At 58.8% G+C, this 12,228-nt stretch carries 11 protein-coding genes; 2 read left to right on the top strand and 9 right to left on the bottom strand.

Going from position 1 to position 12,228, the window contains the following annotated elements; translation table 11 throughout:
• Positions 1–156: 156 nt before the first annotated feature.
• The 6 genes from msrQ to CXF97_RS07765 form a co-directional block, all read right to left on the bottom strand.
• Complete coding sequence (gene msrQ, locus CXF97_RS07790; RefSeq protein ID WP_101157677.1) at positions 157–780, bottom strand: protein-methionine-sulfoxide reductase heme-binding subunit MsrQ; 624 nt, start codon at positions 778–780, stop codon at positions 157–159.
• Positions 780–1,793 carry a protein-methionine-sulfoxide reductase catalytic subunit MsrP gene (gene msrP / locus CXF97_RS07785; RefSeq protein WP_101157675.1) on the bottom strand — a complete coding sequence of 338 codons (1,014 nt, stop codon included), beginning with the start codon at positions 1,791–1,793 and terminating at the stop codon, positions 780–782. The genes msrQ and msrP overlap by 1 nt, the downstream gene beginning before the upstream one ends.
• Before the next feature lie 63 nt (positions 1,794–1,856).
• Positions 1,857–2,714, bottom strand: a complete 858-nt coding sequence (gene pssA / locus CXF97_RS07780) for a CDP-diacylglycerol--serine O-phosphatidyltransferase (protein WP_016773182.1) — start codon at positions 2,712–2,714, stop codon at positions 1,857–1,859.
• A 148-nt stretch (positions 2,715–2,862) separates the two neighbouring features.
• On the bottom strand, positions 2,863–3,879 hold the full coding sequence (ilvC, locus tag CXF97_RS07775; protein ID WP_003228216.1) for a ketol-acid reductoisomerase: 1,017 nt from the start codon (positions 3,877–3,879) through the stop codon (positions 2,863–2,865).
• A 46-nt stretch (positions 3,880–3,925) separates the two neighbouring features.
• A complete protein-coding gene (ilvN, locus tag CXF97_RS07770) occupies positions 3,926–4,417 on the bottom strand; it encodes an acetolactate synthase small subunit (RefSeq protein WP_003176102.1) in 492 nt (163 codons plus the stop codon).
• A 2-nt stretch (positions 4,418–4,419) separates the two neighbouring features.
• Positions 4,420–6,144: an acetolactate synthase 3 large subunit gene (locus tag CXF97_RS07765; RefSeq protein WP_039761986.1), complete on the bottom strand. Its 1,725-nt coding sequence runs from the start codon at positions 6,142–6,144 to the stop codon at positions 4,420–4,422.
• 399 nt (positions 6,145–6,543) lie between these two features.
• Between CXF97_RS07765 and CXF97_RS07760 the strand changes: the two genes are divergently transcribed.
• Entirely contained in the window at positions 6,544–6,960 is a 417-nt protein-coding gene (locus CXF97_RS07760; RefSeq protein ID WP_101157673.1) for a DUF4124 domain-containing protein, read from the top strand.
• 122 nt (positions 6,961–7,082) lie between these two features.
• Here the strand turns inward: CXF97_RS07760 and CXF97_RS07755 are convergent, their stop codons facing one another.
• Genes CXF97_RS07755 through mrcB form a run of 3 tightly spaced genes read right to left on the bottom strand, consistent with a single transcriptional unit; the run spans position 7,083 to position 10,508 of the window.
• Complete coding sequence (locus tag CXF97_RS07755) at positions 7,083–7,418, bottom strand: YqcC family protein (protein ID WP_101157671.1); 336 nt, start codon at positions 7,416–7,418, stop codon at positions 7,083–7,085.
• The gene (locus tag CXF97_RS07750; protein ID WP_101157670.1) at positions 7,418–8,167 is read right to left on the bottom strand and encodes a tetratricopeptide repeat protein; all 750 of its coding nucleotides are present in this window, start codon (positions 8,165–8,167) and stop codon (positions 7,418–7,420) included. Before CXF97_RS07750 ends, CXF97_RS07755 begins: the two co-directional genes overlap by 1 nt.
• A 16-nt stretch (positions 8,168–8,183) precedes the next feature.
• Positions 8,184–10,508: a penicillin-binding protein 1B gene (mrcB, locus tag CXF97_RS07745; RefSeq protein WP_101157668.1), complete on the bottom strand. Its 2,325-nt coding sequence runs from the start codon at positions 10,506–10,508 to the stop codon at positions 8,184–8,186.
• 116 nt (positions 10,509–10,624) lie between these two features.
• Here mrcB and CXF97_RS07740 point away from each other — a divergent pair, with 116 nt between their 5' ends.
• Positions 10,625–12,181 carry a bifunctional aminoglycoside phosphotransferase/ATP-binding protein gene (locus CXF97_RS07740; protein ID WP_101157666.1) on the top strand — a complete coding sequence of 519 codons (1,557 nt, stop codon included), beginning with the start codon at positions 10,625–10,627 and terminating at the stop codon, positions 12,179–12,181.
• The last annotated feature ends 47 nt before the right edge of the window (positions 12,182–12,228 follow it).

The raw sequence follows: 12,228 nt of genomic DNA, 5'->3' as shown, positions 1-12,228 counted from the left end.
CAAACATCACCGCCCTTTCAACTCCTTCCAGGCTTCGATGATCTGAAGCAAGCCGCTGCCGAAAACTGCATAACTCTTTGAATCTCAAGGAGTTTTCCGTTTCGACTGCGCCGGAAGTGGGGCGAATTATAGACCTCTGGAATCTGCCGTCAACCGTTAATTTCGCTTTTCTTGAAGATTCTGCCTTTTACCCATTAAACGCGGGATTCGCCTTGCCACCAGCGGCAGACGAAGCAGCAAAAGCACAGCGCCTATAAAGGCATAAATCGTCCACTCTTCAAGATCAGCCCGCACGATCCACAGCATGTGCAGCAATCCCAGACCGAGAATCACATAAACCAGGCGATGCAACTTCTTCCAGCGAGCCCCCAAATGACGCTGACTATAACGATTTGACGTCACCGCCAATATCAGCAAGCCGAGAAATCCCAGCGCACCGACAATAATGTACGGCCGCTTGCGTAGCTCAACACCCAGTTGCGACCAGTCGAACCCGAGGATAAAAGCCATATAGCTGAACAGATGGAGCGTCACATAAGTAAAACACCAAAGTCCCAATTGCCGGCGAACCGCAACCCACCCCGCCCAGCCACTCAGTTTTTGCAGCGGCGTCATGCTCAGCGTGATCAACAGCAACACCAGCGTGCCAAGCCCCAGACGATCAACCAGCACCTTGCCCGGATCAGGCCCCAGCAGATCCGCGAAGGCCTGATAGAACCACAGCAACGGCCAAATCGCCGCCGCAATGAAAACGCCCACTCGCCAGAACGGATAGCGCATCAGTAGTTCTTCCGCAGATCGAGTCCTGTATATAAAGAAGCGACTTCATCCGAGTAGCCGTTGAACATCTGCGTATCGCGCACATTTGGTTTGAACAGGCTGTTGGGCAGACGCCGCTCGCGTGCCTGGGTCCAACGCGGATGGTCGACCGCAGGGTTCACATTCGCATAGAAACCATATTCGTCGGCAGCAATGCTTTGCCAGGTGGTCTTCGGTTGTTCGCTGACCAGACTGATGCGCACGATGGATTTCACGCTTTTGAAGCCGTACTTCCATGGCACCACCAGACGTAAAGGCGCGCCATTCTGATTCGGCAGTTCGCGCCCATACATGCCCACCGCCAGAATCGCCAAAGGATTCATCGCCTCATCGAGACGCAAGCCTTCGACATACGGCCAGTCGATCAAGGCAAAGCCGGAACGCTGGCCGGGCATGCTCTTGGGATCCTGCAGGGTTTCGAAGCGGATGTATTTGGCTTTGGAGGTCGGCTCGACCTGTTTGAGCAAGGCCGAGATGGGAAAGCCGATCCAGGGAATGACCATCGACCACGCCTCGACGCAGCGCAGACGATAAATACGCTCCTCCAATTGATACGGTTTCATGAAATCTTCCAGCGCGTAACGCCCCGGTTTACCCACCTCCCCGTCTATCACTACGCTCCAGGGTTCGGTTTTGAGGTCGCCAGCGTTCGAAGCCGGATCGCCCTTGCCGGTACCGAACTCGTAAAAGTTGTTGTAGTGCGTGGCGTCTTTATAGGGCGTGATTGCCTCGTCCTTGATGTTGACCGCACCCCATTGAGTAGAAGGAAGCTTTTCGGCGAACCAGGCCGGGGCCTTGCCGGATTCGACATCCGAGTAGCGAGGGGCATCAGCGGCATTCGCCCAACGCGGCAGGCTGCTCATGGCAATACCGGCAGCGGTAGCACCGATCAATTGGCGACGGGAGAGATAAATGGCTTCAGGCGTGACATCCGACTCATGGCAGTCGGATGCTTTGGGGATCTTGATCAACATGACAACTCCGCAGCGTTGGAGGACAGGTGCACCCATAGACTGCGGAGTATGCGGGAAATTACATCACTCGGCGTTTTTGTGACGACGAAGACGCAACAGGTACTGTACCGGACCGGAAGCGGCATAGGCGAGGAACACCAGCAGCAGAATGCGCGGCGGATCACTGAATACAACAGCGAATACCAACACCACCGCCAGAATCGCCACGAACGGCACGCGACCTTTGAGATCCAGCTCCTTGAAGCTGTTGTACTTGATGTTGCTGACCATCAGCATGCCGGCCGCCGCCACCATCAAGGCCACCAGGAACGACATCTTCGAACCCTGAATGCCGTAATCGCTGAATGCCCAGACAATACCGGCCACTACCCCTGCTGCCGCAGGGCTGGCCAGACCGATGAAGTAGCGTTTGTCCGCCGTGCCGACCTGAGTGTTGAAGCGCGCCAGACGCAATGCCGCACCCGCCACATAGATGAAGGCGACCATCCAGCCGACCTTGCCCATATCACCCAGCGCCCAGCCGAACGCCAGCAACGCCGGCGCAACACCGAACGCGACCATGTCCGACAACGAGTCGTACTCGGCGCCGAAGGCACTTTGCGTGTTGGTCATGCGCGCCACGCGACCATCAAGACCGTCGAGCACCATGGCGACGAAAATCGCGATCGCGGCGAAAGCGAAATACTTGCTCGCATTCACCGAATCCCCGGCGCTCAACGCAGCCTGGGCACTCATTGAATTGATGATGGAATAGAAGCCTGCAAACAGGTTTGCAGTGGTGAACAGGTTCGGCAGCAGATAGATACCACGATGCCGGACTTTACGACCTTCAGCGTCGTGCCCTTCTTCGATGTGCTCATCGATGGGCAGCAGGCTTTCGGCGTCGGAAGCCTTGTTCGGCTCTTCGGGACGTTCGCTCATGGACATTACCTTGCAACGGTTTGGATAAAATTCGACAGAAGCTTGAGGACGACAGTTCGGCCACAAACGATGCAGCTTTATACCAGAAGCACCGCCCCAAACGAAAAAACGCGGCCGAGGCCGCGTTTTTCGTACAAGGGACGACGACTTAGTTCTTGGCTTTGTCGACGATCTTGTTGGCACCGATCCACGGCATCATGGAGCGCAGTTGCTCGCCGATGATTTCGATACCGTGAGCGGCGTTGTTACGACGCTTGGCGGTCATCGAAGGGTAGCCGGTTGCGCCTTCGCTGATGAACATTTTGGCGTATTCGCCGTCCTGAATACGTTTCAGGGCGTTGCGCATGGCCTGACGGGATTCGGCGTTGATCACTTCCGGGCCAGTCACGTACTCGCCGTACTCGGCGTTGTTGGAGATCGAGTAGTTCATGTTGGCGATACCGCCTTCGTACATGAGGTCAACGATCAGCTTCAGTTCGTGCAGGCACTCGAAGTAGGCCATTTCCGGCGCGTAGCCAGCTTCAACCAGAGTTTCGAAACCGGCTTTCACCAGTTCAACGGTACCGCCACACAGAACGGCTTGTTCGCCGAACAGGTCGGTTTCAGTCTCGTCCTTGAAGGTGGTTTCGATGATGCCGGTACGACCACCACCGACGCCAGCGGCGTAGGACAGTGCAACGTTTTTGGCGTTGCCCGAGGCGTCCTGGTAGATCGCGATCAGGTCAGGGATACCGCCGCCTTTGACGAATTCGGAGCGCACGGTGTGACCCGGGGCTTTCGGCGCGATCATGATCACGTCGAGGTCGGCACGCGGAACAACCTGGTTGTAGTGAATCGCGAAGCCGTGGGAGAAGGCCAGAGTGGCGCCTTTCTTGATGTTCGGCTCGATTTCGTTCTTGTACAGCGACGACTGGAACTCGTCCGGGGTCAGGATCATGACCAGGTCGGCAGCGGCAACAGCGGAAGCAACGTCGGTCACTTTCAGGCCGTGGGCTTCAGCCTTGGCAACGGTCGCCGAACCTTTACGCAGACCGACGGTAACGTCGACACCGGAGTCTTTCAGGTTGCACGCTTGAGCGTGGCCTTGGGAGCCGTAACCGATGATGGCAACTTTCTTGCCCTGGATGATCGACAGGTCGCAGTCTTTATCGTAGAAAACTTTCATGAATTTCCCCTTATATCCGGCCATTCAGGCCATGCGCTAATTTGGTTTAGATGCTGAGTACTTTGTCGCCGCGAGCAATGCCGGTCACGCCGCTGCGGACGGTCTCCAGAATCGATGCGGTGCCGATGGACTGAATGAAGCTGTCGAGCTTGTCGCTGGTACCGGTCAATTGAACGGTATACACGCTGGCGCTGACGTCGACGATCTGTCCACGGTAGATATCGGTGGTGCGTTTGATCTCGGCGCGCTGGGCGCCAGTGGCCTTGACCTTGACCAGCATCAGTTCACGCTCGATGTGAGCGCTTTCCGACAGGTCCACCAGCTTGACCACTTCGATCAGCTTGTTCAGGTTTTTGGTGATCTGCTCGATCACTTCATCGTGGCCCACGGTGGTCAGCGTCAGACGCGACAGGGTCGGGTCTTCGGTCGGGGCCACGGTCAGGCTTTCGATGTTGTAGTTGCGCTGCGAGAACAGGCCGACTACTCGAGACAGAGCGCCGGGTTCGTTTTCCAGAAGCAGGGAAATAATGTGCCGCATGATTAAGTACGCTCCGTCTTGCTCAGCCACATATCGCGCATGGAGCCGTCTTTGATCTGCATCGGGTAGACGTGCTCGCTGGTGTCGACCGCAACATCGATGATCACCAAGCGATCCTTCATCGCAAACGCTTCGGCCATCTTCGACTTCAAATCTTTCGATTCGGTGATGCGTACGCCGACGTGGCCGTAGGCTTCAGCCAGTTTGATGAAGTCAGGCAGCGATTCCATATAGGAGTGCGAGTGACGGCTGCCGTAGCTCATGTCCTGCCACTGGCGAACCATGCCCAGCACACCGTTGTTGAGGATGACGATCTTCACCGGCAAGCCGTATTGCAGGCAGGTCGACAGCTCCTGGATGTTCATCTGGATACTGCCTTCGCCGGTGACGCAGGCAACGTCGTCGTCCGGGAAGCTCAGTTTGATGCCCATCGCTGCTGGCAGACCGAAGCCCATCGTGCCCAGACCACCGGAGTTGATCCAGCGGTTAGGCTTGTTGAACGTGTAGTACTGCGCAGCGAACATCTGGTGCTGACCGACGTCGGAGGTCACAAAGGCGTCGCCCTTGGTCACTTCGCAGAGGGTTTCGATCACGGTCTGCGGCTTGATCTTGCTGCCGTCACCCTTTTCATAAGGGAACAGGCCGCGATCGCCACGCCATTCATCGACCTGCTTCCACCAGCTGGCTACGGACTCTTTGTTCGGGGTCTCGCCGATTTCCTTGAGGATCGCGACCATTTCGGTCAGGACACTTTCGACCGGGCCAACGATTGGCACGTCGGCCTTGATGGTCTTGGAGATCGACGCCGGGTCGATGTCGATATGGATGATCTTGGCGTTCGGGCAGAACTTTGCCGGGCCGTTGATCACCCGATCGTCGAAGCGTGCGCCCACTGCGAGGATCACGTCGGCATGGTGCATTGCCAGGTTGGCGGTGTAGCTGCCGTGCATGCCGAGCATGCCGATGAACTGACGGTCAGTGCCTGGGAAGGCACCCAGGCCCATCAACGTGTTGGTTACCGGCAGGTTGAGCATTTTCGCCAGTTCGGTCAGTTGCGCGGAGCCATTGCCGAGAATCACGCCGCCGCCGGAGTACAGCACCGGGCGCTTGGCCGCCAACAACATTTCCGCTGCTTTGCGGATCTGCCCGGAGTGACCGCGAACGGCCGGGCTGTAGGAGCGCAGCTTGGCTTTTTTCGGAAAAACGTATTCGAACTTTTCGGCCGGGTTGGTCATGTCTTTCGGGATGTCGACAACGACCGGGCCCGGACGACCGGATTGCGCCAGGTAGAAGGCCTTCTTCATGACTTCCGGGATTTCCGAAGCGTGCTTGATCATGAAGCTGTGCTTCACGATCGGCCGGGAGATGCCGATCATGTCGGTTTCCTGGAACGCGTCGGTGCCGACCATGGTGCTTGGCACCTGACCGGAAATAATCACCATCGGAATCGAGTCCATATAGGCGGTGGCGATACCGGTGATGGCGTTTGTGGCGCCTGGACCGGAAGTCACCAATACCACGCCGGCTTTACCGGTGGCACGGGCGTAGCCGTCAGCCATATGGGTAGCCGCTTGTTCGTGACGAACCAGGATGTGGGTCACTTCCGGTTCTTTGAACAGGGCATCGTAAACATGCAGGAGAGCACCGCCTGGGTACCCGTAGATATATTTGACGCCTTCGTCACGCAAAAAGCGGACGAGCATCTCACCGCCAGATAAAAGCTCCACGTTGTTCACCTCTAAAACGCCAGAATACCGTCCACAAAAAAGGGGCGGGTCTTAATAGGTTTACTTCTCGGCAGAGCATGAGCGACGGTGGTCGCCGACTACGTCAGCACTGACTGAGCAAGTATTGGGATCGTCCCAAGTGTTGCGGGCCTTTCCCACCCAGCGCGAGGTAACGCGTTGCGGGTGTAACAGGTCGGCGCGGATGTGCGCCTCATGATCTACCGAGTGGGTCTGCTTCTGGCAGTCCCTCTACAGCGGACTTTGGATTCTTCTGTTTCGCCCTCTGCAAGTCAAGTCGTCTGTGTGGTTAATTGTGGGTAAGCACATGAGAACGCAAGAAAAAACCTGAAAAGCGCTACTCTGTTAGCGTCAATTGCGCAATTTTGCCAAGGAATCAGCATGCGAACGCTCCTCCTCACTCTGCTGATCGGCCTCAGCCCATGGTGCTCGGCCGCTCAAATCTACAAATGGGTCGATGCTCAGGGTGTCACGCATTTCGATGCGCAGCCGCCGCAGGGCCAACCGTCCACGACCGTGCAGACGCCCTCCTCGCCCACGCCGAGAGCTGCGCCGATGCCGGGTAGCGGCGTACTTGGCGATCAGAAAGCCATTGATGCGAAGGTGAAGAAACAGGTCGCCGAGCAGCAGGCGCAGCTCAAGGCGTTTTGCGAACAAGCACGCACGAACCTGGCGCAACTGCAGAACAATCCGCGTTTGCGTGAGGAGGTCGAAGGGGATTTGCGCAGGCTCGACGATGCGCAGCGTCAGGAGCGCATCGTCGAAGCGAAGAAGCAGATCGCCGAGAATTGCTCGTAATCGCGACGTCGGAACTAGTAGGAGCTGACGAGTGCAACGAGGCTGCGATCTTTTGATCCTGCTCGTCTAAAATCAAAAGATCGCAGCCTTCGGCTGCTCCTACAAAGCCCCTACAACTGTGGTCAGCGGGACGCGCTGATCAGCAGGTCGAACTCTTTGAGCAGTACCTGCAACTGACGATCCTTGCCGCCGAGATTGCGTTGGGCGAAAACCATCTCCGCCATTTCCTGAATGCCGGAGGCGCTCGGCAAGGGCAGATCCTGCTCAAGGATCATCTTCATGCGCGGCAGGAAGATCCATTGCAGCCACTGCTCGAAGTCCAGCGTGTCGACCGAAAACGGCTCGACACTGCTCAGGGCTTCGACCGATGGCTCAACCTCATCCCACCAGCCCTGGGTGCGCAACTCTCGTTCGATCAGCAATAGCTGATCGGCGATTTTCGGAAAGCGCGCATCCATCACAGGGAAACCTTGGCCTTCTGACGGGCAAGCGCGGCGCCGGCAGAATCACCTTGTTTCTCACGGGCCTGAGCGATCAATTCCCACAGGCTGGCTTGCAGATCCGGACGACCGTTGGCCATGGTCAGCGCACGACGGGCAAACTGCTCGGCTTGCGGCGCATCCCCCTGGGCCATGCGCACCTGCGCCAGACGGTAAAGCACCTGCGGCTCACGCGGGGCGACACGTTGCGCTCGCTCCAGGCTGGAAGAGGCACCGTTGAGGTCGCCGCCGGCCTGCTGTTGTTGCGCGGTGGTCAAAAGAGCGAGTACCGGGCCGTCCAGTTGCTCATCCGCCGACAGACCACCACCACTGCTGGCCGAAGGAATGCCGCTTGGTGTCGACGGCATGCTGTAGCCGCCGGAGTTGATCGGTGCCGACTCAACCGCCGATGGGTTGTAAGGCCCCGACGTGATCCCTCCGGATGCTGGGCCCGGGACGATAGGCGAAGAGCTGATCGGTGTCGACACCGCAGCACCGCCGCCCGGCACCATTACCACTACGCCGGTATCGCCTTGCGGAATCGCCTGAGTCTGGCCCTGCGCCGGGCGCTTGACCGTGGTCTGGCGGAAACCGCCATTGGCACCGATACGTTCGCTGTTGGAAACGGCTGTGCCCGAATCCACTACCGGAATCGAACCACGCTGTACGGTGGAGCAGCCGCTGAGCAAAGCCACGGCGGTCACCGCTGGAATCAACCACTTGTTCACTTGAAACCCTCTTTGCTTAATTCATCCAGCCCTTGACCCAGTCCATCACCGACTCCGGCGAGGCAGGTGTTTCGCTTGCGCACGCGGCGCCGGGTGGCGGTTCGCTGCCGCGAATATACGGCATCTGTACCGCGCCAGGGCAGTTGGCATCGGAACCCTGTCCGGTGCGTGAATCGACCCAGGCCTGCACGACGTTGTCGGGCTGCGGCATGTCCAGTGGCAGCGGATCGGCCTTGCGCATGAAACTGGTCCAGACCTGCAGCGCACCGGTCGCCCCGGTGAACGGCGTCTTGCCGTTGTCATCGCGACCGAGCCAGACCACCGCCAGCAGATCCTGACTGAAACCGGCGAACCAGCTGTCACGCGAATCGTTACTGGTACCGGTCTTGCCCGCCAGCGTCAGGGTCTTGGGCAGCACGTTATAAACCGAACTGCCGGTACCTTCACGCATCACCCGCTGCATGGCGTTCTGGATCAGGTAGATGGAGGCCGGATCGAAACGCTGCTCGATCTGGAACGGATACCGCTTGAGCGGCTCGCCCTCGGCGGTCAATACGCTGCGAATCCCGCGCATCGGCGTATTGAAACCGCCGTTCGCCAGCGTCTGGTACATGGTCGCCACTTCGATCGGCGTCATGCCGCCAGCCCCCAGCAGCATCGATGGGAACGCCGGGAACTCACGGGTCACGCCCAGACGACCGAGGGTCTTGAGGACGTTCGGCACACCGACTTCCAGGCCCAGACGCGAGGTCGAGAGGTTGTACGAATGCGCCAGGCCCTGATAGAGGAAAACCGTACCGTGGGAGCGTCGATCGTAGTTTTGCGGCTTCCACACCTGACCGTTAGCGCCTTTGACCGACAGCGGATCGTCGGACAGCCAACTGGTCAACGTGTATTGGCTCGGTTTCTCCAGCGCGGTCAGGTACACCGCCGGCTTGATCAACGAACCGATCGGGCGCACCGCATCGAGTGCACGGTTGAAACCGGCGTAACTGGCCTGACGGCTGCCGATCATCGCCTGGACTTCACCGGTTTCCGGATTGGTCACGACCATCGCCGCTTCGACGTCATCGGAGCCTTTGCGCCCGGACAGGCGTTTAAAGGTGTCGTTGACCGAGGCTTCGGCTTTCATCTGCAGTATCGGGTCGAAACTGGTGAAGATGCGCAGGCCTTCTTCGGTCAAGTCTTCGTCGCGGTAGTCTTCGCGCAACTGACGTTTGACCAGATCGATAAAGCCCGGGAACGAGCTGTCGGCGAGCTTGCCGCGAGTAGTTACACCCAGTGGCATTTTCTTCGCTGCTTCGACCTGTTCGGCGGTTGCCACGCCCTGCTGGGCCAGCACGTCGAGAACCAGATTGCGCCGTTCCAGCGCGCGTTCCGGGTTACGACGCGGGTTGTAGTAGGACGGCCCCTTGACCATGCCGACCAGCAACGCCACTTGATGCAGTTTCAGCTCGGACAATGGCTGGCCGAAGAAGAACTGGCTGGCCAGACCGAAACCGTGCACCGCGCGCTGACCGTCCTGGCCGACGAAGACTTCGTTGAGGTAGGCCTCAAGAATTTCCTTCTTGTCGTAATGCAGTTCGAGCAGCAACGCCATCATCGCTTCGGTGAGCTTGCGGGTCAGGCTGCGTTCGCTGGTCAGGTAGAAGTTCTTCACCAACTGCTGGGTCAGCGTACTGCCGCCCTGGGTCATCTTGCCGCCGGAGGTATTGATCCACACGGCGCGGGCGATCGATTTCGGCGACACGCCCCAGTGGCTGTAGAAATCGCGGTCTTCAACGGCGATCAGAGTTTCGAGCAGGTACGGCGGCACCTGATCGAGTTTGATCAGGATGCGGTCTTCAAGATTTTTCGGATAAATGCCGCCGATCATCAGCGGCTCGAGGCGTACCACCGACAGCTTAGAGCCATTGGTCGCGGACAGCTCGGCGACGTAATCGCCGGAGAAGCGCACGCGCACCGGCTGCGCTTTCTCCAGCCCTTCATAAAACTGGAAGCCACGGGTGTTCAGGTCAACCGTATTGCCACTCACGGCAGCGGCGCCAGGGCCGTTGCTCACGGCTTCGCGGCGATAGCCGAGGGCATCGAGTTCGGTGAGGAAATCGTCCTTGCTGAGCTTCTGCCCGACGAACAGCTCAAGCGGGCGCGCGTACACCTTGGCCGGGATGGTCCAGCGCTTGCCGGAGAATTTCTCCTGCACCACGGCATCGAGGTAAACGGCGAAGCCGGCCAGCACTACAAGGCCGACCAGGCTGAGTTTAATGGCCCAGCTCAACCATGGGCTGAGGCCCTTGGCTGGTGGTTTTTTCTTGGTACGGGGGGATCGGGATCGAGTCATGGCGGCGGATTATACGCACTTTATCGATCCTCAACAGGCACGCGCAGAGGTTTGCGTCAGGCGGGCAAGCAGCCATAATGGCCGCCTCGAATTCCCCCGTCTCTGAAGGATCGCCCGTGAGCCAGTCCCTGATCGCTGCCCTGCAAAACCCGGCCCTCTACCCGCATCCCGTCGAAGGATTTCAGGTCATCGAAACCCACATTTCGTGGGTGATTCTCACCGGTCCCTTTGCCTATAAAGTGAAAAAGCCGGTGAATTTCGGCTTCCTCGACTTCACCAGCCTCGATGCACGCGCACATTTCTGTGCGGAAGAGCTGCGTTTGAACCAGCGTTTGACCGCTGATTTGTATCTGGACGTGTTGCCGGTCACCGGCAGCGTCGAAGCACCGCAATTGGGTGGCGACGGCCCAGCTATCGAATACGTGCTGAAAATGCGCCAGTTCCCGCAGAGCGGCTTGCTCAGCACCCTGCAAGCCAATGGCGAGCTGACCACTCAGCACATTGATGCGCTGGCCGAGCAGATCGCCCATTTCCATCTCAACGCCCCGAAAGTCCCGGCCGAGCACGACGCTGGCACGCCAGATAGCGTGATGGCGCCGGTCGCGCAAAACTTCGAGCAGATCCTGCCGTTCCTCAGCGACAAGAATGACCTGCTGCAACTCGAGGCGCTGAAAGCCTGGGCCGAAAGCAGCTTCGAACGCCTCAAACCATTGTTCGCACAGCGCAAGGCCCAAGGTTTCACCCGCGAATGCCACGGCGACATCCACCTGGGCAACGCCACTGTGATCGACGGCAACGTGGTGATCTTCGACTGCATCGAGTTCAACGAGCCATTCCGATTCACTGACGTTTGGGCCGACACCGGTTTCCTCGCCATGGACCTGGAAGACCGTGGCCTGAAATCGTTGGCGCGTCGCCTGATCAGCCAGTATCTGGAACTGACCGGCGACTATCAGGGCCTGGAAGTGCTGAACTTCTATAAAGCCTATCGCGCGCTGGTACGGGCCAAAGTGGCGCTGTTCAGCATGCCGGCGGAGGCGACTGCGGTGCAACGCGCCACGACCCTGCGCCAGTACCGCAACTACGCCAACCTGGCGGAAAGCTACAGCACCATTCCTTCGCGCTTCATGGCCATTACCCACGGCGTTTCCGCTGTCGGTAAAAGCCATGTGGCCATGCGTCTGGTCGAAGCGCTGGGCGCAATCCGTCTACGTTCCGATGTCGAGCGCAAGCGTCTTTTCGGTGAGCAGACCGTAGCCAACGAGGTGCAGGCCGGCATTTACAGCGCCGATGCCAGTGCCGCGACGTACGCGCACCTGCATGAGATCGCCGAGGTGATTTTGCACGCCGGTTTCCCGGTGGTGATCGACGCGACCTATCTCAAGCGTGAGCAGCGCGACAACGCCGCGAAGATTGCCGAAGCCACCGGCACGCCGTTCCTGATCCTCGACTGCAACGCCCCGCAAGCAGTCATCGAGAGCTGGCTGGCGATGCGTCAGGCCGATCAGAAAGATCCGTCCGACGCCACCCTGGCAGTGATCGAAGCGCAACAGGCCAATCGCGAAGCGTTGACGCCGGAGGAAATCCTGCGTAGCAAACGCGTGCAGACCAATGAATCCGGCACGCTGGACACCGTGGTGGCGCAGATTCGTCAGCGCCTGCCAGGCCTGTAAAAAACTATTTCGGCCGTGAAGCCCTTGCTCGCTTCACGGCCGTCAAA

Origin of the sequence: Pseudomonas sp. Choline-02u-1, assembly GCF_002836515.1 — a bacterium.
Lineage (GTDB): Bacteria > Pseudomonadota > Gammaproteobacteria > Pseudomonadales > Pseudomonadaceae > Aquipseudomonas.
The sequence above is the reverse complement of the archived record's forward strand: the minus strand, read 5'-3'. Positions and strand labels throughout refer to the sequence as shown.

What these genes read in the sequence shown, in the direction of transcription:
- msrQ (WP_101157677.1), bottom strand. Translation starts at nt 780, where the DNA reads ATGCGCTATCCGTTCTGGCGAGTGGGCGTTTTCATTGCGGCGGCGATT.
- msrP (WP_101157675.1), bottom strand. Translation starts at nt 1,793, where the DNA reads ATGTTGATCAAGATCCCCAAAGCATCCGACTGCCATGAGTCGGATGTC.
- pssA (WP_016773182.1), bottom strand. Translation starts at nt 2,714, where the DNA reads ATGAGCGAACGTCCCGAAGAGCCGAACAAGGCTTCCGACGCCGAAAGC.
- ilvC (WP_003228216.1), bottom strand. Translation starts at nt 3,879, where the DNA reads ATGAAAGTTTTCTACGATAAAGACTGCGACCTGTCGATCATCCAGGGC.
- ilvN (WP_003176102.1), bottom strand. Translation starts at nt 4,417, where the DNA reads ATGCGGCACATTATTTCCCTGCTTCTGGAAAACGAACCCGGCGCTCTG.
- CXF97_RS07760 (WP_101157673.1), top strand. Translation starts at nt 6,544, where the DNA reads ATGCGAACGCTCCTCCTCACTCTGCTGATCGGCCTCAGCCCATGGTGC.
- CXF97_RS07755 (WP_101157671.1), bottom strand. Translation starts at nt 7,418, where the DNA reads ATGGATGCGCGCTTTCCGAAAATCGCCGATCAGCTATTGCTGATCGAA.
- mrcB (WP_101157668.1), bottom strand. Translation starts at nt 10,508, where the DNA reads ATGACTCGATCCCGATCCCCCCGTACCAAGAAAAAACCACCAGCCAAG.